This is a genomic window from Paenibacillus sp. ACRRY, assembly GCF_022346995.1.
Taxonomy (GTDB): domain Bacteria; phylum Bacillota; class Bacilli; order Paenibacillales; family Paenibacillaceae; genus Paenibacillus.
Genome location: NZ_JAKRNM010000001.1, coordinates 1822963 through 1845333, shown reverse-complemented (window position 1 = coordinate 1845333; position 22371 = coordinate 1822963). Strand labels below are relative to the sequence as shown.

Sequence of the window (22371 nt, the reverse complement as noted above, 5' to 3'; positions counted from 1 at the left end):
ATGAAATTTCGATATCATTTCCAAAAGGTAGTTGACCTGAAAAGCAATGAAAAAACACAAGCGGAGTGGATGTTATCCACAGCAATCGGCAAACTTCAAACAGAAGAAGAACATCTTTTACAACTTATGAATGATAAAAGAGAACTGATTAGTGTCATTCAATCCGCAACGGAGAGCACTGCTTCTGTATCCAGTCTGCAAGAAATGCAGCGATACGTGTATCACCTGGATGAGTGCATCACCAAAAAGAATACGGATGTTAAACACGCTCAGGTCAATGTGCAGCGAAATCAGACGTTCTTGAACGGTAAGATGGTTGATGAAAAAGTGTGGCTTGAAGCGAGAGACAAAGCCAAAATCAAATTTCAGCAGGAGATGCTCCTCCGGGAACAGAACGATCTGGACGAGATGGCTACTGTACGCTTCGCTGCAAAGGCCGGACGGGCAATCTGATGGGCTTCGCAAGCGAAGTTGTCTCGTGAAGGAGGAATGAAATAATGGCTGTTAAAGACACAGATATCGAGAAAGAATCAGGTGGCGGTTGGGAAAAGTTTCTAATGATTTCGATCCCCATTGTCTTCACCGTCGTACTGCTCGGTGTGCTGCTCACCTTATTTAATGTAGATATACGTAATAACATGCTTGAGCTAGCTAACAAAATTCCGGTAGTCAAGGATTGGGTGCCTGATCCTGTACTGGATCCAGAAAAGGAAAAGCTGGACGAAAGCGAAAAGCAAGTGGAGAGTGCTGAAGCAACAATCGAAAAGTTGAAGTCTCAGGTAGCGGCTAAAGAAACAGAGCTCCAGGCAGCAAAAGAGGCTACTACGACAGAAGCAAAAAAAGCAAGTGATCTGCAAGAAAAATTGGATGAAGCGGAGAAAGCGGCGGAAACTGCAGCAGCTGAGGTTCCAGAGAGTGAGTCTGATTATCAGAAACAGATTAAGGATTTGGCCAAAATGTATGCAGATATGAGTCCTAGCAAAGCAGCACCGATTTTACAGAACATGACCAATGAAGAAATGGTACTGCTTCTGAGTGCAATGCAATCGACTGCTCGTACGAAAGTGTTGGAGAAAATGGATCCAAAAACAGCGGCAGATGTCACGATGATGATGAAGGACGCCAAACCATCCGGAGATCTGGCACTAGATGCTTTGCAATCCAGATTGAAGAAAGAAACGGCTGCGACCACAACTACATCTACTACTAATTCGAAAAACCTGGACAAAACCCAGCTCAGCCAAACGTTCTCTTCAATGTCAGCCTCAAGCGGCGCAAAATTGCTACTAGAGACGTATAAACTCAGTCCAGATAAAACATTGACCATTTTGAATTCGGTAGACGATGCAACACGCTCACAATTACTTGAGAATATGTCTACAGAGGATTCAGCTGAAACAGCGAAAATCTTAAACCGGTTAATGGGAAATAAGTAGGTAGAACAATCTTAATCCGAAAGGAGGTGAAACAAAATGTCAATCGTATACCAAATGACCTCAGTATCCACTTCAAAGACAACAGGAGCAGCACAAACTTCATCTGGAACGCAATCTAAAGGTGGGGTTGCAGGGAACGATGGTGGATTTTTGCAAACACTGGCACAGTCATTGAATAGTACCACGGAAGAAAACAACTCGGCTACTGCTGGAGGTTTAACTGTAAATCCGTTAGCTATAACCCTTGCAACTAATGAAGAAGGGGAAGAAACGTCTCTTACAGCTGTTCTGGACTCGTTGTTTGGTGACTTGGATTCGCTAGATGAAGTTCTGGAGAATGACCCGGCATTACTGGCAGAATTGCAAAATCTGATTCAACAGATGTATGCCCAGTTAAACGGTGCTTCAGTTGAAACGGAAAAAGCGGATGGAACAGTAAATGCGCAAACAACTGTTAACGCTACTGCAGTGATGGATCTTACTGAACACCCAGCTGCAGTTCGCTTTGTGTTGCAGGATGTACTTACTCAGTTGGTTGCAAGTATGACTGAACCAGATAGTCCTATAGCCAAAAATACAGCTGAGTTTAAGCAGTTGCTTCAAACCCTCCAGAATCAGTTGCAGGAGGCTGGAGTTGATCTGAGCAATAATAAAGGATGGACAGAACTTAAAACAATCGTTGATTCCGTGGATACATTAAAAGATCAAGGTGTTCAAACCAAAGCTACTCCATCTACGGAAAAAGAGTTGACTGCAATTTCTTCTTCTAATAGTGGGCTTAAAGTGACAGGTGATTCAGATGCGAATACCTCGTCGACTGCCAGTGAAGGTGGAGAAATGGATCATTCGAAAGTGATTACAGCCGGGGAGTTATCCATGCGTACTTCGGGTACGACGGTAGCTAAGCCAGCTGAACCTGTAATGCAAGCATCACAGTTTGCCAAAGAAATGACGCAATTTGTGGTGAATAAGCTGGATATCGTACAGCAAAAAGGATTTTCAGAAGCCACGATCTCACTTCGGCCAGAACATCTGGGCAAGTTGGATGTTCAGATTACCTTGCAGAACGGACAATTGGTTGCACGCTTCATGACGGAACATGCGATGGCGAAGGATATGCTTGAACAGCAAATGACACAGCTCCGTACCTCGCTTCAATCCCAAGGTATACAAGTGGAGAGAATCGAAGTCACTCAGAGCAGTTCCCTAGGTTCAGAAATGTATCATGACGGCGGACGCCAGCAAGGAAATAACTCGCAGGATCAGCGCCGGTCACGGGAACGTGAAGAGCAAACGGATGACGCAATAACCACGGCAAACCTTCAGGAAGAACTGCGGAATTGGCGCAGTGAAAATGAGGAAGGAAACGACTTCCAAGGAGGCTCGTTTACTGCTAAAGCTTAACTAGAAATGAGGTGAAAATATTGGCTACTGAAATTATTTCTACTAATAATACATGGCCGAACTACTCGGCTTCGAACACGGCAACAACTAGTGCAGCTACCAAGGAGTTAGGGAAGGATCAGTTTCTCAAAATACTAATCACCCAACTTCAAAATCAGGATCCGATGCAGCCTATGGAGGATAAGGAATTTATTGCTCAAATGGCGCAGTTCAGTTCGGTTGAACAGCTTGTTAACATTTCGTCCCAACTCAAAACGCTGAATCAGTCTCTAGGTGCGGTTTCAAGCATGATCGGACGAGAAATTAGCTGGCTTTCTTCTAATAAAGAGGACAGCGGAACACTTCGTCAGGGGATTGTAGATTCAATCATCGTACGGGATGGTGTACAGTACGCTAAAGTGGGCGAGGACGAGATTGAGCTGAATGAAATTATCCAGGTTTCGAATCCTGCTCAAAGCGAAGACGAAGAAACCCAGGCTCAGAATACTGCAGATGCTTCAGCACCAGTGAATGAAAGCGAGGAAGCTGAAACAGCTGTTCAAGATAGTGGGAACACGTTATGAGTGAACGAATAACGGTTGGACAACTATATACAGGCCCAGTAACACCGAACTTGCTTAATCGTGCTAAACAGAGTGAAACAACAATCACTCCCGAACGACCTTTTGCTCAAGTGCTTGAGGATAATCTGTTGAAGCTTAGCAACCATGCTGCCAAAAGATTGGAACAGCGGGGAATTGAGCTGAAAAGTGAGCAGATGCAGCAGATTGGAACTGCACTCGACAAGGCTGCGGCCAAAGGTGCAAAAGAATCTCTGATCCTGATGCAGGATATGGCATTTATCGTAAATGTTAAAAATCGCACTGTAGTCACAGCTATGGATAGCGAAAGCATGAAGGATAACGTATTTACACAAATAGATAGTGCAGTAATCATATCTTAACCGGCTGGCCCTTCTCGGGAGCCGGAACGCCGCTGACCGACTGATGCGGTAACCAAATTAAGGCTGGGAGGATTTATTTAAAATGTTGAAATCAATGTACTCAGGCGTTTCCGGGATGCGGGGTTTTCAAACAAAACTAGATGTCATTGGTAATAATATCGCAAACGTAAACACCGTTGGCTTCAAAGGAAGTCGGGTTATGTTCAAAGATATTATGAGCCAAACCACAGCGGGAGTAACAGCGCCTGGAGATGAAAACGGTGGTGTAAATGCAAAGCAAATCGGTTTGGGTGTATCCGTTGGTTCCATTGATACGCTTCATCTAGCGGGAAGTCCAATGACCACTAACAATCCAACTGACTTGCGTCTTAACGGTGACGGTTTCTTCCTGGTAACACTTGGCGGAGAGCAAGAAGTTCCTTTCTTGACTCGTGCTGGAGATTTCCATGTTGATGCTAACCGTAACCTTGTAACCTCAGATGGTTTGTTCGTTGTGGATAGCGGTGGCGAGCCTATTACTCTGGATGATACAGTAGTTTCGTTCACTATTGGTCAAGATGGAATCATCAACCAAACGATGGATGATGGTACTACTGAAGCTGGTGCACAACTGGGGATCGGTAAAGTAACCAACCCGGAAGGTCTGGAAAAGATCGGTGGTAACTTGTACCGCATTACTGCAAATGCCAATGCTGATGGCGAATTCGAAATTGTAACAGCGAACAGCACCGAATTTGGAACAGGCTCTGTTATTGCAGGCCAACTGGAAATGTCCAATGTGGATTTGACGGGTGAATTTACAGAGATGATCGTCGCTCAACGTGGTTTCCAGGCGAACTCACGGATCATTACAACATCCGATGAAGTGCTTCAGGAAGTTGTTAACCTGAAACGTTAATGATTGATTAAAGAGTTTTAATGCGTGGAGGAGCTAGCTCCTCCACATTGATCGAGAGGGGGCTTAGCATGATTTCGGTTACGCGGTTAAATGGTTCTCCCATGTGGTTAAATGCGCTGATGGTAGAGATTGTAGAAGAAACGCCGGATACGTATATTACTCTGGTAACTGGGAAGAGACTGATTGTCCTTGAAAAGGCAGATGAAGTCATTTCCAAAATCAAAGATTACAACCGTGAAATCGGGGTTCAGGCAGCCACTATCAAAGTGCAGCAAACGGAGGAATCCTGATGAAAAAGATGATGCCCTGGCTGGCAACGATATTGCTTGCCATAACACTCATTGTGGTGGTTGTATTTGTATTTATGCAAGGACAAACAGGTAATAAAGCTGAAACAGACGTAGCTTCGGCTGCTGAAGCCAAAAAGATGACTGCCGATGAAATTGTCGAGGTTACTTCCGAGATTACCGACATCAAAACCAATCTGGCAGACACGAATCACATCGTACAAGTTAACCTGGCTTTTAAACTGACTGACGCTACAGCGAAAGAAGATTTCGAGAAAATTAAAGAAATTACCGTAAAACCAATTATTGTTCAGACTTTTGCGGATGCACAGCCAGAAGAGTTAAAAACAGCCAAGGGACGTTCTCAGTTTAATGAAAAACTTACAAAACTGATTAATGAAGCATTGCCTGAACCGAAGCTGAGCAGCACGAACTTTACTTATTTTTTGATGGCATCAATGTAATGAACAGAGCACGCTGTAAAACGGTAAGGGGGTGAGAACATGGTGGATGTATTATCACAAAATGAGATTGATGCCCTATTAGCAGCACTTTCCTCTGGTGAGATGGATGCCGAGGAATTGAAAAAGGAAGAAACTCAGAAAAAAATTAGATCGTATGATTTTAAACGGGCGGTTCGTTTTTCCAAAGATCATATTCGAAGTTTGACTCGAATTCACGAGAACTTTGCACGCTTTCTCACCACTTATTTTTCAGCCCAATTGCGGACATTCGTTCAAATTAATGTCGTTCAGGTCGAACAGTTGCCTTATGATGAATTTATTCGTTCAATCCCTAAAATGACGATATTAAACATATTTGAAGCAGAACCGTTACAGGGACGAATGGTGCTGGAGGTCCACCCCAATGTTGGTTATGCGATGTTGGATCGATTGCTGGGTGGTACGGGGAGTGCACCGACTAAAATAGCTTCAATGACTGAAATAGAAACGACAATTATGGAGCGAATCTTCAGCCGAGCGTTCGAAAGTTTGCAGGAAGCATGGAAGACAGTGCTCGACATATCGCCGAGAATGGAAGCACTGGAGACGAATCCACAGTTTATGCAGATCGTATCACCCAACGAAACGATTGCCTTGATCTCGCTGAGCACCAAAATCGGTGACACCACAGGCATGATCAATTTGTGTATCCCGCATGTCGTTCTTGAACCTATTATGTCAAGGCTGTCGACACATCAGTGGTTTGTTTCGGAGAAGAAAACAAGAGCGCCGGAAGAATACGATGCCCTTAGAGAACGTGTGAACAAAGCCAAACTGCCAGTTGTTGCGGAACTGGGTGAATCCAGAATTTCGATCTCGGAATTCCTCGGATTATCGGTTGGCGATGTCATTACGTTGAACAAGCCGGTTGAAGAGGGATTATCCATCAAAGTGGGCGACAGGTTGAAGTATATGGGCAGTCCGGGAACGATCAAAGACCGTGTGGCTGTACAAATAGATAAGATTGTCACCGAAGGAGTTGAAGAATTTGACGAGTAAGGATTATTTGTCCCAGGAAGAAATCGATGCTTTGCTCCGGCAATCCGAATCGATGGGTAGCACGGAACCGGCTGAAAAAACAGTTGACGACTTTTTGACTGAACTGGAACAAGATGCATTGGGGGAGATCGGTAATATTACATTTGGTAGCGCAGCGACAGCATTGTCCACGCTACTCGGATTAAAAGTAGATATTACAACACCGAAGGTATCCATTATCAGCCGTTCGCAATTCGAAGAGGCGTTTCCGAAACCACATGTTGCAGTACATGTCAATTATGTGGATGGATTTGAAGGCATCAATTCACTAGTTATCAAAAAGCGCGATGCACAAGTGATTGCTGATCTAATGCTTGGAGGCGAAGGAAACCCTGCGGATGAAGAGCTGAATGAAATCCATATTAGTGCAGTGCAGGAAGCCATGAACCAAATGATGGGTTCATCAGCAACCTCCATGTCTACAATTTTCAATCGTTTTGTGAATATCTCTCCGCCTGGCATTGATATTCTCAATATGGAAAGTGGCGAGGGTGTCAGCAATCTCCCACATGACGAAACGTTGATTCAAGTATCGTTTCGCCTCCTGATTGGTGATCTGATTGACTCCAACCTGATGCAGCTTTTGCCTGTTGATTTTGCCAAACACATGGTGGATATGTTAATCGGCGGTGCACAAGAATCAACGGCTAATGCACCAGTCACGACACCATCGAATGCAGCACCAGCCGCGGCAGCTCCACCTGTGGCACCGGAGCAACCACCGGTTCAACAGCAAATGCCTCCACAGGCGCCTCAGCAGCCTGCTCCAGACTATAATGGATATGGACAGGCACCAATGGGTATGCCGCAAGGAATGCCGCCACAACAGCCTTACGGTATGCCACCACAGCAACCATATGGTGCACCACAACACTACGGCGGTATGCCAAACAGGAATGTTAATGTACAACCCGTCCAGTTCGCCAATTTGCAAAACGGGGCCTACGGTCAGGTGGACGAAAATAATTTGAATTTATTGATGGACATTCCCCTTAAAGTCACCGTAGAATTAGGAAGGACCCAGAAGCAAATTAAGGATATATTGGAACTCTCACAAGGTTCAATTGTCGAGCTGGATAAACTGGCCGGCGAACCTGTCGATATTTTGGTCAATAACAAACTGATCGCTAAGGGAGAAGTAGTCGTTATCGATGAAAACTTTGGTGTTCGTGTTATAGATATCGTAAGCCAATGGGACCGAATTCAGAAATTACAATAAGCACAATTTAGGGAGGACTTGAATCAAGATGGCAAACCGAATTTTAGTCGTGGACGACGCTGCATTTATGAGAATGATGATCCGGGACATTTTGTCCAAAAACGGATATGAGGTCGTTGGCGAGGCTCAGGATGGAGCACAAGCAATTGAGAAATTTAAGGAACTTCGTCCTGATCTGATCACGATGGATATTACCATGCCTGAGATGGATGGTATTGCAGCACTGAAAGAAATTAAAAAAATCGATGCGAACGCTAAAGTCATTATGTGTTCAGCTATGGGACAACAAGCGATGGTAATTGATGCGATTCAGGCTGGTGCCAAAGATTTCATCGTTAAGCCATTCCAGTCTGACCGAGTCATCGAAGCTATCAGCAAAACGCTGGGAGTTTAAGACACATGATGATGGCGCAGGGTGATACTCCTGGAGGAGCTGACATTGGGACCAACTATTATTTTCAGCTTGTATGGGTGATTGTCGTCCTGGCCGTCATCCTGGTCCTTATCGTCTACCTGCTCCGCTTTTTGAACAAACGGAATCAGCAGTGGTTCCGGAGTGGTACAGTCCGTATTTTGGGTGGTGTGGGGCTGGGGCCAAACAAGTCACTTCAGATCATAGAAATTGGTGGCAATGTTTATCTTGTCGGTGTTGGCGAAAATATACAATTGCTAGACAAAATTTCAGATTTGGAAGAGGCACAGAGAATCGTTGATTCATTTGAGAGAGAAGCTTCTTCACAACAGGGAAGCCTTTCACCATTAATCAACAAGTTGGCATCCCGCATGCGTAAGAAAGAACCACCAAGGGAAATGGAACTTGAGGATACAGCCTCTTTTCATGAGCTATTCGAGTCGAAACTCCGGCAAATGCCTAACCGAAAAGAAAAGATGGAAAAGCTCCTGGAAGAAGACAATACTACAGATCGGTCGAGGGATTCATGAAGAAAAAGATTTGGCTAGCATGTTGTTTGATGGGGCTTATCAGCCTGGCATCTGTGACGGTTGCCTTTGCCGAACCGATACCGAACATCGATATCCAAATCGGAAGCGGAGATGGGGGAACACCAAGTACGAGTTCTCTGTCCATAATACTGTTAATTACGGTGTTAAGTATAGCACCCGCAATACTGGTGTTAATGACCAGCTTCACCCGAATTGTTATCGTTCTCGGTTTTATACGGACATCCTTGGGGACACAACAAATGCCACCCAATCAGGTGCTTGTCGGTTTAGCGCTCTTCCTGACACTGTTTATCATGTCACCGACGCTGTCTTCTATTAATCAGGTAGCTCTTCAGCCTTATCTCAAAGGAGACATTACGCAAACGGAAGCGCTTGAAAAGGCACAAGATCCCATTAAGAAATTTATGTTCTCCCACACACGGGAGAAAGATCTACTGCTTTTTATGAAATATAATCAGACCGAACAACCAGAAACGTATCAAGATATACCGATCACTGTCATGGTGCCGGCGTATGCAATCAGTGAATTAAAGACAGCATTCCAGATGGGATTCATGATTTTCATTCCGTTTCTAGTCATAGACATTGTGGTTGCAAGTACACTAATGGCTATGGGGATGATGATGCTACCACCGGTCATGATCTCATTACCTTTTAAGATATTACTATTTGTCCTTGTGGACGGTTGGTATCTTGTAGTGAAGTCACTGCTGCTGAGCTTTAACACATGAGCAGGAAAGTTGAAGGAGGACGGTCATGACTTCAGAATTTATTATAGGTCTGGCCGGGAAAGCAGTTTATACGTCACTGCTGGCCAGCGCACCCATGCTTATACTTGCTCTAGTTGTGGGTCTCATTATCAGTGTATTTCAAGCGACGACCCAAATTCAGGAGCAAACCTTAGCTTTTGTACCGAAAATTATTGCCGTACTTCTGGCAGTTCTCTTGTTCGGACCTTGGATCTTGAATATTTTGGTAGATTTCACGTATAACATTCTCGATAATTTATACAGATATATAGGGTAGGCTTTCGCACATGGAGACATTGTTGCAAAGTTTTCCTGTCGCTCTGCTTATGTTTTGTCGAATTGCATCATTTTTTGTAACTGCTCCAGTGTTCTCAGCTCGAAATGTGCCGAATTCCATTAAGGTTGGTCTGTCGGCATTTGTAACATTAACAGTTTATGTAGTTTATGGCGTGAATCAGGAAGTGCCTACCGATCTGAGTTACATTCTGTTGATTATCCGGGAGATATTAATAGGATTACTACTAGGTTTTGTAGCCTATCTGATCATGACAGCCGTGCAGACGGCGGGAACATTCATTGACCTTCAGATTGGGTTCGGTATGGCGAATGTATTTGATCCGATGACTGGTGCTTCTGCGCCGCTGACAGGTAATTTCAAATATGCTTTTGCTATGCTGCTTTTCCTGACGATGAATGGACACCACTACCTTCTGGACGCCATTGTGTACAGCTATCGCTGGATACCCTTATCCAATGCCTTTTTCATACGATTGGCCGACGGTAGTATTGCTGAGTTTCTCGTTCATACGTTAGGTGAGGCCTTTATGCTTGCCTTCCAAATGTCGGCACCCATTGTAGTGGCTTTGTTTTTGACGGATGTGGGATTGGGTTTTTTGGCTAAAACTGCTCCTCAATTCAACGTGTTTGCTGTCGGTATGCCGTTAAAGGTCCTGGTGGGAATCGCCATATTGCTTTTGATGGTTCCGAGCTTCGCCTTTGTATTTAGCCAATTGTTCGAAGTGATGTTTAGATCTATGGAAAAGTTGCTTGGAACGATCGGACAGAGGCCGGGCTAAAGGAAACGGAGGACAGGATTCAAATGAAATTTCAACTTGACCTTCAGTTATTCGCAGGGGAAAAGACGGAAAAAGCCACCCCGAAAAAAAGGCAGGATACGCGCAAAAAGGGACAGGTTGTCAAAAGTATGGAGATCTCCGGAGCATCCATTCTCCTGTTCACCTTTTTAATCATGATGGTATTCAGTAATTTTTACAAAGAACGCATTGTTCGGTTATTTACAGATATCTTTATGAATCGGCTGAGCTTGGAGATTACCGGCGAGAATGTGATGGCCCTTATGATGCGCTACGGCATTGAAGTTATGCTGTTGCTAGCACCCGTACTGATAGGCGCAGCGGTTGTTGCATTGATCGTCAATTATATGCAGGTTGGTTTTCTACTTGTGGGAGAAGGATTGAAGCCAAAGCTTGAGAAGCTTGATCCAATCAAAGGTTTCAAAAACATTTTCTCACTCCGTTCATTAGTGGAGTTTGCAAAATCCATATTGAAAATGTCCATTATCGGTTATCTAGTCTACAGTACGATTACAAGTTATCAATCGGATATTGCTTCGCTTTCTCATTTTTCTTTGGATGCCATATTACATTTTGCGGCTTCAATCACCCTGAATCTGGGTGTCAAAATTGCAGTGGCCTTAATGGTACTCGCAGTGTTCGACTATATGTATCAGAAATACGATTACGAGAAAAACATTCGGATGTCCAAACAGGACATCAAGGACGAGTACAAAAAGATGGAAGGTGACCCGCTGATCAAGGGTAAAATCAGGGAACGTCAGCGCCGCATGGCTGTACAGCGCATGATGCAGGAAGTTCCTAATGCAGATGTGATCATCACGAACCCGACACACTTCGCGGTAGCGCTAAAGTATGAAGGGTCTGAGATGGAAGCACCTCAGATTATTGCCAAAGGTCAGGATTACGTCGCCTTGCGCATCAGGGAGATTGCCAAAGAGCACGGTGTCATTACAATGGAAAACAAGCCGCTGGCACGGGCATTGTTCCAGAGAGCCGAGATTGGCGACGCCATACCGGCTGATTTGTTTCAAGCGGTAGCCGAAGTGCTGGCTTATGTATATAAATTAAAGGGCAGAACGAAATAAAAGGGATCGGAGGCCGTACATTCATTGAAAACAAAAGATATTGCTGTCCTTGCGGGTATCATTGGCATTGTGTTGATGATGATTCTCCCGATCCCAACCTGGTTGTTGGACATGCTGCTTGTTGTCAACATTTCACTTGCATTGATGATATTGCTCGTAGCGATGAACAGCAAGGAAGCGTTGCAATTCTCCATCTTTCCGGCATTATTGTTGATTACTACACTGTTTCGCTTGGCATTAAATATTTCAACAACAAAGCTGATCCTTGGAGAAGGAGACGCCGGGTCTGTCGTAGCCACCTTTGGTAGCTGGATCGCAGGCGGTCAAATTGCTATTGGTTTTATCGTCTTCCTCATACTGGTCGTTGTTCAGTTTATCGTTATCACGAAGGGTTCAGAACGTGTAGCTGAAGTCGCAGCGCGGTTTACACTCGATGCGATGCCTGGTAAACAGATGAGTATTGATGCGGACTTAAATGCAGGCTTGATCAATGAACAACAGGCCCGTGAGCGTCGTTCCAAAATTGAGAGAGAGGCTGACTTCTACGGTGCAATGGACGGTGCGAGTAAATTCGTAAAAGGAGACGCGATCGCGAGTATTATCATCTTGCTGATCAATCTCATTGGTGGATTTATTATCGGTATGACCGTACATGGTCTCTCGTTTGCAGATGCGTTGTCCACCTATTCTGTATTAACAATCGGGGATGGATTGGTCAGTCAGATTCCTGCGCTTCTGATTTCTACGGCAGCGGGGCTAATCGTCACAAGAGCGTCATCAGAAGGTAACTTGGCAGATGATATTACGGGGCAGTTGTTTACATACCCGACGCTCATATATATTGTAGCTTTTGTAATAGCAATGCTTGGTTTCTTCACTCCAATTCACGCCATTACGACCATACCTTTGGCAGGTATACTGGCTTTTGCCGCATGGAGAATGCAAAATACGCTGAAATCCAAACAAGAGGCAGAAGAACAGATGGAGGAGGAACAACAGATCGAAGAGGTTAGAAGCCCAGAAAGTGTAATTAACTTGCTTCAGGTTGATCCAATCGAGTTCGAGTTTGGATACGGTTTGATTCCTCTGGCCGATAACCAGCAGGGCGGAGATCTACTGGACCGGATTATTATGATACGTAGGCAATGTGCGCTTGAATTAGGGCTCGTTGTCCCAGTCATTCGGATTCGAGACAATATTCAATTGAGACCTAATGAGTATGTCATTAAGATCAAGGGTAATGTGGTTGGTGGCGGTGAATTGCTGCTTAATCATTATCTGGCTATGAGCCCTGGGTATGAAGAGGAATCTGTGACAGGAATTGAAACTACGGAACCGGCTTTTGGCCTTCCTGCTCTGTGGATCGACGAAGTGACCAAAGATCGAGCTGAGCTTGCGGGTTACACCGTTGTGGATCCACCTTCCGTAGTGGCTACCCATCTGACAGAACTGATTAAGAAACACGCGCATGAGCTTCTCGGCAGACAAGAGACGAAGGCGCTTGTGGATAATCTCAGAGAGAACTATGCTGCACTTGTCGATGAACTGATTCCATCCGTTTTGGCCATTGGAGATGTACAAAAGGTGTTGGCTAAGCTTCTGCGCGAGAAAATTTCCATTCGGGATATGGTTACGATTTTCGAGACACTGGCTGACTATGGGACTTATACCAAAGACCCGGATGTTTTGACAGAGTACGTAAGACAATCGCTTTCCCGTCAAATTACCCAACAGTTCTCCCAAAAAGGTGAAACACTTAGAGTGATTACCGTTGGACCCGGATTGGAAAAGAAAATTGCCGAAAGTGTACAGCAATCCGATCAAGGAAGTTACCTTGCACTGGATCCTGCGTCAACACAAAGTGTGTATCAAAAATTGACCGAACAGGTCAATCGATTAATCCAATCAGGTCAACAACCTGTCGTATTAACTTCTCCAACCATTCGTATGTATCTGCGTCAAGTCATTGAACGTACCATGCAGGACATACCGGTGCTTTCCTATAGTGAGTTGGAACCGAATGTTGAAATCCAAAGTGTCGGAGTGGTGAACTTATGAGAGTAAAACAATATATTGTTGAGACCATGCCCGAAGCTATGCTTCAAATTCGGAAAGATCTGGGAAGTAACGCTGTCATTCTGTCCACCAAAGAAATTAAGGTGGGCGGAATGATGGGAATGTTCCGCAAAAAAAGAATTGAAGTAGTAGCTGCGGTTGAAGAGGAAGACAAAAAAGAAGCCAAGAAGCAGATACAGAACCAAGTTGCGTCAGTACCTCGTTCGTATGTTCCTGAAGCGTACAGGCAAACGGCTCGATCATTTGTGAACGAAGCAAATGAATCGGGTTCGGCTGCCCAGGTTGTTGAACAATACGCCGATGCAAAACGTAAGGAAACCGCTGCTCATGCTGAATCGATGAACATCGATTCAGATAGAGAGCGCGGTAAATTAGATTCAAGCATGGATTATAAACCGCGACCGGAAGGGGCGGATTTTTCGGTTTCATCGTCTCCGGCTGTGCAGGAACCAAACAAACAGGGCCAACAAGAACTGATGTCTGAACTGAAAGAACTCAAAAAGATGATGACTCAATTATCTAGACAGAATGAATTGGCTGACCCTGTACCTGAAGAGTTTCTTTTTCTTAGAGAGCGGCTCATTAATCAAGAGGTGCGGACGGAAGTTTTCGAGTCATGGTTTGAAGCGGTTGAAACGCAGTTGAATGCTAAAGAGTTGGACGAAAATGAGGTTGTTCAGTCGGTTCAGAAACAGATTTTAACGTTTCTGGAGGAACGTATCGATGCGGGAATATTGCCTGGCACTCGAATCGTTTATGTTGCTGGACCCACAGGTGTGGGGAAAACAACGACCATTGCGAAATTGGCTGCTGAGCAGATGTTTAAGCATCATCGGAAAGTTGGATTCATTACATCGGATACGTACCGTATATCAGCAGTAGAGCAACTTAGAACCTACGCTTCCATTTTGAATGTTCCACTTGAGGTGGTACAGTCTCCAGGAGATACACAACGAGCCATATCTCGTTTGCAGGATTGTGATCTGATCTTCATGGATACTGCAGGAAGAAATTATAGAAACGAATTGCTTGTTTCAGAGTTACAAAGCCTTCTGGCACCAGTAGAGAACAGTGAAACCTTTCTCGTCATGAGCATGACATCCAAAAGCGCGGACATGTTTGAAATTACCGAACATTTCAGCAAGTATGGTTTGGATAAGATCATTTTCACCAAGATGGACGAAACGGGTACTTGTGGTCCTATGATTAATCTGTTGCACCACTTCCCGTTGAAACTTGCCTATGTGACCAATGGACAGAATGTTCCGGATGACTTGCTCAAACCAGATCCAGCTTCATTGACTAAACAATTGCTGGGAGAACTCGCGAAATGAAGGACCAGGCAGCCTCTCTTCGAAGTTTGGTGTCAGCACCGAGTGGATTGGACAAAATCCAGCGTAGTGGCCGCTCTTCAAAGATCTTAACGATTGCTAGCGGAAAAGGTGGAGTAGGGAAATCCAATTTCACTTTGAACTTTGCACTTGCGCTGCAAACGCTGGGCAGGAAGGTACTCGTATTTGATGCAGATATTGGTATGGCTAATATTGATGTCCTTATGGGGACTTCATCTCCCTATAATCTGTATCATTTGTTGTATCGGCAGAAGTCCATACAGGAAATCATTCAGCTTGGTGCGAATGGACTACCTTACATTGCAGGTGGATCTGGCATGAAAGAGTTATTTTCGTTGTCGGACCGTGATTTGGAATTCTTTGCAGAGCAAGTGGAAATGGTTGCGCAGGAAATGGACTATGTCATATTCGATACCGGAGCGGGGCTCTCGCGGGAGAATATGAAGTTTATTGGTGCAGCTGACGAATGTATGATTATAACCACACCTGAGCCCACTTCCATAACAGATGCATATGCACTGGTAAAAGTGATGCATGGTCAGGAAAATGCTACACCTTTTCGGATGATCGTTAACCGTGTTGAAAATGAACAGGAGTCGGAACAGGTAGCGGACAAAATAGCAGGAGTAGCCAAGCGTTTTTTGCAAACGGATATCCCCCTGCTTGGGTATGTTTCTGAAGATCCGAATGTCGTTAAAGCCGTGAAGAGACAAGTGCCCTATAGCTTGGCTTATCCCCATTCAAAAGCTTCCAGAGATATACAGCGGCTAGCCCTTCGCTATTTGGCTGAACCTGCGGTTAACGAAGCCGGAACCTTGACAGGAATCAGGGGATTTATGAAAAAGTGGCTTAGGAAGACAACATGATTCTTGAAAAAAGGAAACAGAGGTGGACAAAACATGGCGGTGTATCAAGTATTGGTTGTCGATGATTCCGCTTTTATGCGCAAAATTGTCACGGATTTAATTGAAGCTGACCCGGAATTCAAAGTTGCGGCAACGGCTTCAACCGGCAAGGAAGCAATTCAAAAAGCAGTGGATTTAAAGCCTGATGTAATTACGATGGATGTAGAAATGCCTGAGATGAATGGGCTGGATGCACTGAAGTCGATCATGCAGAAGTCATCGGTGCCAGTAATTATGCTATCAGGTATCAATGAACAAGGTATGAAGGAAACCATCATGGCGCTTGAAGCAGGAGCCTTTGATTTTATACGCAAGCCTTCCATTTCACATGATCAGGATATTGCTCAGGTAGGCAAGGCCCTCGTCGAGCGGATGCGGGCGGCCATGAATGAAATCAAGCGAAAAGCAGACCGTGAGGAATCGTTGAAACAGAGGAAAGAGATACAGGATAATCTCTTGCGTCAATCTCAGCGAGTACAGCGTGATGCTCCTGCACAAGTTCGCAGAGAACCCGCTCAAAAAAGGATTGATCCTGTTCAGCCGGTTACACGGCCAAACAGTGAACCAAGTGAGCGACTTCAGTCCAAAGTGCTGCAGCGAAACATGCCGCTGGTGGATCAGAAAAAAGAGCGGTCGGACAAAAAACTGGAAGCTGCAAAGAGTCCGAATCGTATCCCTAACACAAGAGAAGCTAAGGTGCCTAAACCTATTAAGCCCCTTCCTACTCCGAAGGAGTTGCGGAATTCTGAACCAATACGGTCGGCAATGGAGCAAACAGCTGCATTCTCAAGTCAACCATTACCAAAGGCAGTAACAGGGACTGAAGGTTCATTCAACAAAATTGTCGCTATTGGCTGTTCTACAGGAGGTCCAAGAGCCCTTAAAACTTTGCTTGAGGAACTGCCTGCGGATTTGCCTGCACCTGTCATCATTGTGCAGCATATGCCGCCCAATTTTACCCGGTCTCTGGCACAACGGCTAAATACCTTCAGTCCGTTGCATGTCGTTGAGGCGGAAGAGGGTATGGTTCTAAAAAAAGGTTCCGCATATATCGCTCCTGGTGGATATCACATCATAGTAAGTAAAACAGCCGATGGAAAGTATATCCTGAAGCTTACGGAGGAACATCCGGTGAATGGCCATAGGCCTTCAGTGGATACGATGTTTGAATCGTTATTGCCTTTTACGTCGCTTCAGCGGCATTTGGTTTTGCTGACGGGTATGGGCAGTGATGGAGCGCGAATGATGAAAAAGCTGTATGAAGCGGGTGTAACGTCTACCTTTGCGGAAAATGAAGAGACCTGTGTTGTGTATGGAATGCCGCGTTCTGCTGTAGAGCTGCAATGCGTACGCCATCTTCTGCCTTTGCAGGAGATCGCACCAAAACTTGTTCAAGCAGTGAAATAAACGGAGTGTAACTCATGGAGGAGGTGCCTCACAATGGACATGAACCAATACTTATCCATGTTTATTGATGAGTCTAATGATCATCTGCAATCCCTTAACGACAACATGCTTCAACTCGAAGGCAATCCGGAGGATCTGGGTATAGTTCAAGTCATCTTCCGCTCTGCTCATACTTTGAAAGGTATGGCCGCAACAATGGGCTTTGAGGATTTGGCATCATTGACACACAAAATGGAGAATGTGTTAGATCTTGTACGTAATGAGAAGTTGAAAATGCAGGACTATATTTTTGATACCCTGTTTAAGAGTTTGGACGCGCTTGAATCCATGGTTCAGGATATTACCAGTGGTGGAGAAGGTAAAGCTGATGTTTCCGCAATTGTCGCTTCTCTTCAAGCCATTGAAAGTGGTGAATGGACAGGCGGTGAAACTCCAGCAGCTACAGCAACTGCTAAGCCGGTAGAAAGCATTTCATCAGCTGTTGATCTGGACGAATTCCAATATTCCGTTCTGGACCAGTCTATCGCGGAAGGGCATCGAGTCTTCTACATTGATGTGCTAGTTAGTGAGGATAGTCAGCTGAAAGGCGTTCGTGCCTACATGGTATTTGATCTCTTGGAACGTGCGGGTGAAGTCGTGAAGTCTTTCCCTACGGTTCAGGATATTGAGCAGGAGAAGTTTGAGCGCAGTTTCTCGTTGTATTACATAACAACTAAAGAAGCGCAGGAACTGGAAAAAAGCATTTTAAGCATTTCAGAGATAGAAAGTGCCAAAGTCATTCAGCTGGATCAGGAAACTCTTCAGCAGATGACCAATCAGGCTGCAGCTGCAGTTGAAGCTGAAACAGTCGCAATAGCAACAGCTGTATCACAAGAGATCGCAACTGCGGTCAAAACAGAAGAAAAACCAGAAGAAAAACAAGCAGCCAAGCCTGCTGCACCAACTAAACAGGCAGCCGCACCTTCGCGTACGATCCGAGTGGATATTGAGAGATTGGATGTACTAATGAATTTATTCAGCGAATTGCTGATTGATCGGTCGCGCCTGGAGCAGTTGGCAAGCGAAACGGGTAATAATGATCTATCCGATACTGTGGCTCATCTTAGCAGAGTTAGCTCAGACCTGCAAAATATCGTTCTCAAGCTGCGCATGGTACCTGTAGATACCGTATTTAACCGATTCCCGCGTATGATTCGTGACCTAGCCAAAACATTGGATAAAAAAATTGATCTGGTCATTACCGGTGCAGAAACCGAATTGGATCGTACTGTCATTGACGAGATCGGTGACCCACTGGTGCATTTGCTGCGTAACGCTGTGGACCACGGTGTCGAATCAATCACAGAACGTATTGCTGCCGGAAAACCAGAAATGGGTACAGTTAACCTACGAGCTTTCCACAGTGGCAACCATGTTTTCATTGAGATTGAAGATGATGGTAAAGGAATTTATCGTGAGAAGCTTTTACAAACAGCCATTAAACGCGGTGTTGTAACGGAAGAACAGGGTGCGAAGATGAGCGACGATGAAGTTAATCAACTTTTATTCGCTCCTGGCTTCAGTACAGCTGACAAAATCTCAGATATCTCTGGTCGTGGAGTAGGTTTGGACGTTGTAAAATCCAAAATCACTTCGCTTGGCGGTAATGTAACCATTCATTCCACACCAGGCAAAGGGACTAATTTCTCGGTTCAACTGCCATTGACGTTGTCTATTATCGCTGCAATGCTTGTACGTGTAGGTTCCGAGAAATATGCGATTCCGTTGTCCTCCATCGTGGAGACGGCCATTGTGCAGCGTGAACAAGTTCGCAACATTCATGGTAATAAAATGATTACGTTCCGTGAATCTCTCATTCCATACTTGTCGCTGAACGAAGTGTTTGGCGTACCTGATTTCAATGATGAGGATGAGTCGGAAACCGAAATTGTTGTCATCCGCAAAGGAGATCGTCTAGCAGCCGTTTCTGTGGAAGAGTTTATCGGACAGAGCGAGATTGTTCTCAAATCCATGGGAACCTATCTTCCTTCTATTGAAGGAATCTCTGGAGCAACCATCCTGGGAGATGGACAAGTAGCTCTCATCGTTGATCCTAACGCATTTATTAAATAAGCAACTAAGCCTTACACTTATAGGGAGGTTTTATTCATGGAAGAATTGAAAGTCATCGTCTTTAAATTAGGATCTGAAGAATATGGTATTGAGGTTGAAAAAGTTCAGACCATTGAACGCATGATGCCGATTACTCGTGTTCCTAAGACATTTTCCTTCGTAAAAGGGGTTATTAATCTGCGCGGGGTTGTCATCCCTGTTATTGACTTGCGCGGTCGTTTCTCTCTGCCAGAAACAGAATATACGGATCAAACTCGAATTGTCATTGTAGCAGTAGGTGACATGCAGGTTGGATTCATCGTCGACGCAGCCAATGACGTAATTGACATTAAGAGCAGTGCAATTGACAGTCCGCCGGAAGTGGTGGGTGGAGTCAAAGCGAGATATCTGCGCGGAGTGGCTAAATTGGAAAATGAGCGTTTGTTGATCATGCTTAATCTGCATGAAGTATTGAATAAAAGCGAGGTTGTACAGCTGGAAAGTGTCGAGGGCTAACACGTGGAGATGTTCAACCGATTTGAGGGATTCCAAATGGATGTGCTCAAAGAGGTCGGTAACATTGGAGCAGGCAACGCCGCAACGGCGTTGTCTCAACTTCTAAATAGACCGATTGACATGGGCGTACCGACAGTACAGATGCTCCCTTTTGAAGAAGTAGCGGAAAAAGTGGGCGGGGACGAACGAATCGTGGTGACTGTCTTTTTACGTGTTGAAGGCGAGGCGCCAGGTAATCTGTTTTTCATGATGACCCCGGAGGCCGCCAAGATGCTGCTGAACCGGCTTGCTGGTTTTGATCTGAAGGAAGGTCTCATGTTTACGGATATGGAACAGTCTGCGTTATCGGAAATCGGTAATATTCTGGCTGGATCATATCTTTCATCACTTGCAGATTTCACAAAACTGTCGATGTATCCAACGGTTCCCGGACTTGCTATTGACATGGCGGGGGCAATACTCAGCTATGGGCTGCTCCAATTTGGCGAAATGGGAGACGATGCACTTTTGATTGACACATCGTTCTTCGAAGGAGAAGATCAGGTGGAAGGTCAATTTTTCCTGATTCCCGATCCATTGTCATTTGCCAAGATATTTGAATCTTTAGGAGTGCCTCTGGATCATGATTGAAGAAAAAAGCGTCGTTAAAGTCGGTATGGCGGATTTGAACATTGCTCACCTTCCTGGCATAATCCGCACGACAGGGCTTGGTTCTTGTGTGGGGTTAACGATGTACGACCCGCATTTGAAGCTGGCTGGAATGGCGCACGTGATGCTTCCTTCTTCAGAGATTGCAAGAGAAGGAAAATTGAACACAGCTAAATATGCGGATACGGCGTTGCCTGAGTTATTAGAAAAGATGTTAAAACTCGGTGCATCTCGTTCACGAATCGTGTCCAAAATGGCAGGTGGTGCTCAGATGTTTGCTTTTTCAGGAGCTGGAGATACCATGCGTATTGGTCCGAGGAATGCGGAATCTTGCCGGGATTGGTTGCAAAAGCTTAATATTCCTCTTCTTGCTGAAGACACCGGTGGAAATTATGGCCGGACCATTGAAATGGACTGTGAAACAGGGATTTTAAATATTAGAAGTGTACAAATGGGTGTAAAGGAATTATAAAACTATGATAGGAAACTACCGCATTAATCTTGGAGCAGGCATAGTCGGATTTATTCTGACTTTTTTTGTAGCGTACAGCAGCAATTTGTTGATGACCAGTTTAATTCGCGGGTTAATCGGATTCGTAGCCTGGTACGCCGTTGCTTTTGCTTTGCGCTGGGGGCTGGGGTTGCTATTGACCCCGTCCGCAGGAAGTAAGGGTTTCGATTATGATCCCCAAATTGGTCCAGAAATGAGAGGTTCGCAGGTTGACATTAAACTCGAAGACGATGGACAAGAGCTGAACGACTTGCTCAAGAATGGACAGAACGCCTCCTCTGGGGAAGAGATTCCGCCATCCGAGACGAAAGCTCCAACGGGTTTCGCCCCATTGGATCCGCCTAAACTGGTACGGACCAAGGATCCGGAAGAATTGGCGCAGGCCGTTCGTCACCTGACAGACAAATAAGGAGGGTGAAAGCAATTGGACGAGCGTAAAGCTTCACATTTGAACCATGCTGATCTGTGGGAAAAGTGGAAAGAACACGGAGATCTTGAAGCCAAAAAAGCCTTAATTGAAAAATATCTTCACATTGTGAATTATGTATCCGGTCGTTTGGCTGTCGGATTACCCAAAAATGTTCCAAAAGATGATCTTGAGAGCAACGGCGTCATGGGACTAATCGATGCTCTTGAGAAATTCGACTATGAACGAGGCCTTCAATTTGAGACGTATGCCTCATGGCGAGTTCGAGGAGCGATCCTGGATGGTTTGCGTCAAGGAGACTGGGTTCCCCGTTCCGTGCGAGAAAAGGCTAAACGAATCGAAGATGCTTATCAGCAGCTGGAGCAAACCTATTTACGGTCAGTAAGTGATGAAGAAATGAGTCAGTATCTTGACGTGTCGACAAAGGACTTCCAACATATGCTCCAGGAAGTGGCGGTTATGTCACTTTGCTCTCTTGAAGATCCGATTCGGGAAGAAGAGTCAGAGACTCGTCTTTCCTTAATGGTCGATGAAAAAGCCAAAAATCCAGATTACAAAGTAAACGAGTTTTATTTGAAAGATGCTTTGGTTCAGGGACTCGATAAGCTGACAGTTAAAGAGAGAACAGTTGTTTCCCTTTTGTATTATGAAGATTTATCGCTTAGTGAGATCGCTGAAGTGATGTCTCTTTCACCATCGCGTATATCTCAGCTGCATTCCAAAGCCATTTTGAGACTTCGTGGAACGCTCGAAAAACAGAAGGATTTGTTAATGCGCAAAGATTAATAGAAAGCTTGATTATACGGATTTCGGGGA

At 44.9% G+C, this 22371-nt stretch carries 26 protein-coding genes; all 26 read left to right on the top strand.

The annotated features are described in order from the left end of the window. Entirely contained in the window at positions 1-453 is a 453-nt protein-coding gene (gene fliJ, locus MH144_RS07925) for a flagellar export protein FliJ (RefSeq protein ID WP_239298946.1), read from the top strand. A gap of 44 nt (positions 454-497) precedes the next feature. Further along, entirely contained in the window at positions 498-1436 is a 939-nt protein-coding gene (locus MH144_RS07920; protein ID WP_239298945.1) for a MotE family protein, read from the top strand. Between the two features lie 36 nt (positions 1437-1472). Then, positions 1473-2840, top strand: coding sequence for a flagellar hook-length control protein FliK (locus MH144_RS07915; protein ID WP_239298944.1), 1368 nt, complete (start codon positions 1473-1475; stop codon positions 2838-2840). A 20-nt stretch (positions 2841-2860) separates the two neighbouring features. Beyond that, the gene (locus MH144_RS07910; RefSeq protein ID WP_239298942.1) at positions 2861-3403 is read left to right on the top strand and encodes a flagellar hook capping FlgD N-terminal domain-containing protein; all 543 of its coding nucleotides are present in this window, start codon (positions 2861-2863) and stop codon (positions 3401-3403) included. Next, a complete protein-coding gene (locus MH144_RS07905; RefSeq protein WP_183520908.1) occupies positions 3400-3783 on the top strand; it encodes a TIGR02530 family flagellar biosynthesis protein in 384 nt (127 codons plus the stop codon). Before MH144_RS07910 ends, MH144_RS07905 begins: the two co-directional genes overlap by 4 nt. Before the next feature lie 82 nt (positions 3784-3865). After that, the gene (gene flgG / locus MH144_RS07900; RefSeq protein WP_239298940.1) at positions 3866-4681 is read left to right on the top strand and encodes a flagellar basal body rod protein FlgG; all 816 of its coding nucleotides are present in this window, start codon (positions 3866-3868) and stop codon (positions 4679-4681) included. A gap of 68 nt (positions 4682-4749) precedes the next feature. After that, entirely contained in the window at positions 4750-4971 is a 222-nt protein-coding gene (locus MH144_RS07895; protein ID WP_024630220.1) for a flagellar FlbD family protein, read from the top strand. Next, a complete protein-coding gene (locus MH144_RS07890; RefSeq protein ID WP_095287823.1) occupies positions 4971-5432 on the top strand; it encodes a flagellar basal body-associated FliL family protein in 462 nt (153 codons plus the stop codon). The genes MH144_RS07895 and MH144_RS07890 overlap by 1 nt, the downstream gene beginning before the upstream one ends. A 39-nt stretch (positions 5433-5471) precedes the next feature. After that, positions 5472-6470, top strand: a complete 999-nt coding sequence (fliM, locus tag MH144_RS07885) for a flagellar motor switch protein FliM (protein WP_239298938.1) — start codon at positions 5472-5474, stop codon at positions 6468-6470. After that, the gene (gene fliY, locus MH144_RS07880) at positions 6460-7728 is read left to right on the top strand and encodes a flagellar motor switch phosphatase FliY (RefSeq protein ID WP_239298937.1); all 1269 of its coding nucleotides are present in this window, start codon (positions 6460-6462) and stop codon (positions 7726-7728) included. Before fliM ends, fliY begins: the two co-directional genes overlap by 11 nt. Before the next feature lie 28 nt (positions 7729-7756). After that, positions 7757-8122 (top strand): response regulator, encoded by a 366-nt coding sequence (locus MH144_RS07875; protein WP_095287820.1) that lies wholly within the window; start codon positions 7757-7759, stop codon positions 8120-8122. A gap of 11 nt (positions 8123-8133) precedes the next feature. Continuing rightward, the gene (locus MH144_RS07870) at positions 8134-8670 is read left to right on the top strand and encodes a flagellar biosynthetic protein FliO (protein ID WP_239299295.1); all 537 of its coding nucleotides are present in this window, start codon (positions 8134-8136) and stop codon (positions 8668-8670) included. Then, positions 8667-9422, top strand: a complete 756-nt coding sequence (gene fliP, locus MH144_RS07865; RefSeq protein ID WP_175396060.1) for a flagellar type III secretion system pore protein FliP — start codon at positions 8667-8669, stop codon at positions 9420-9422. The genes MH144_RS07870 and fliP overlap by 4 nt, the downstream gene beginning before the upstream one ends. A gap of 25 nt (positions 9423-9447) precedes the next feature. Then, the gene (gene fliQ, locus MH144_RS07860) at positions 9448-9717 is read left to right on the top strand and encodes a flagellar biosynthesis protein FliQ (protein ID WP_024630226.1); all 270 of its coding nucleotides are present in this window, start codon (positions 9448-9450) and stop codon (positions 9715-9717) included. 10 nt (positions 9718-9727) lie between these two features. Continuing rightward, complete coding sequence (fliR, locus tag MH144_RS07855; protein ID WP_239298936.1) at positions 9728-10516, top strand: flagellar biosynthetic protein FliR; 789 nt, start codon at positions 9728-9730, stop codon at positions 10514-10516. Positions 10517-10539: 23 nt separating this feature from the next. Continuing rightward, a complete protein-coding gene (flhB, locus tag MH144_RS07850; protein WP_239298935.1) occupies positions 10540-11622 on the top strand; it encodes a flagellar biosynthesis protein FlhB in 1083 nt (360 codons plus the stop codon). A gap of 24 nt (positions 11623-11646) precedes the next feature. Further along, complete coding sequence (flhA, locus tag MH144_RS07845) at positions 11647-13680, top strand: flagellar biosynthesis protein FlhA (RefSeq protein WP_183520904.1); 2034 nt, start codon at positions 11647-11649, stop codon at positions 13678-13680. Further along, positions 13677-15032, top strand: coding sequence for a flagellar biosynthesis GTPase FlhF (gene flhF, locus MH144_RS07840; protein ID WP_239298934.1), 1356 nt, complete (start codon positions 13677-13679; stop codon positions 15030-15032). Before flhA ends, flhF begins: the two co-directional genes overlap by 4 nt. Next, on the top strand, positions 15029-15916 hold the full coding sequence (locus MH144_RS07835) for a MinD/ParA family protein (RefSeq protein ID WP_239298933.1): 888 nt from the start codon (positions 15029-15031) through the stop codon (positions 15914-15916). Before flhF ends, MH144_RS07835 begins: the two co-directional genes overlap by 4 nt. A gap of 33 nt (positions 15917-15949) precedes the next feature. After that, a complete protein-coding gene (locus MH144_RS07830; RefSeq protein ID WP_239298931.1) occupies positions 15950-17362 on the top strand; it encodes a protein-glutamate methylesterase/protein-glutamine glutaminase in 1413 nt (470 codons plus the stop codon). Between the two features lie 33 nt (positions 17363-17395). Further along, positions 17396-19474 (top strand): chemotaxis protein CheA, encoded by a 2079-nt coding sequence (locus MH144_RS07825; protein WP_239298929.1) that lies wholly within the window; start codon positions 17396-17398, stop codon positions 19472-19474. A 36-nt stretch (positions 19475-19510) separates the two neighbouring features. Continuing rightward, positions 19511-19969, top strand: a complete 459-nt coding sequence (locus tag MH144_RS07820; protein ID WP_095287810.1) for a chemotaxis protein CheW — start codon at positions 19511-19513, stop codon at positions 19967-19969. 9 nt (positions 19970-19978) lie between these two features. Further along, complete coding sequence (locus MH144_RS07815) at positions 19979-20599, top strand: chemotaxis protein CheC (RefSeq protein WP_095287977.1); 621 nt, start codon at positions 19979-19981, stop codon at positions 20597-20599. Continuing rightward, positions 20592-21089, top strand: coding sequence for a chemotaxis protein CheD (locus tag MH144_RS07810; protein WP_239298927.1), 498 nt, complete (start codon positions 20592-20594; stop codon positions 21087-21089). The genes MH144_RS07815 and MH144_RS07810 overlap by 8 nt, the downstream gene beginning before the upstream one ends. Positions 21090-21093: 4 nt before the next feature. Beyond that, a complete protein-coding gene (locus tag MH144_RS07805; RefSeq protein WP_239298925.1) occupies positions 21094-21537 on the top strand; it encodes a hypothetical protein in 444 nt (147 codons plus the stop codon). A 15-nt stretch (positions 21538-21552) separates the two neighbouring features. Further along, positions 21553-22341 carry a FliA/WhiG family RNA polymerase sigma factor gene (locus tag MH144_RS07800; RefSeq protein ID WP_095287807.1) on the top strand — a complete coding sequence of 263 codons (789 nt, stop codon included), beginning with the start codon at positions 21553-21555 and terminating at the stop codon, positions 22339-22341. The last annotated feature ends 30 nt before the right edge of the window (positions 22342-22371 follow it).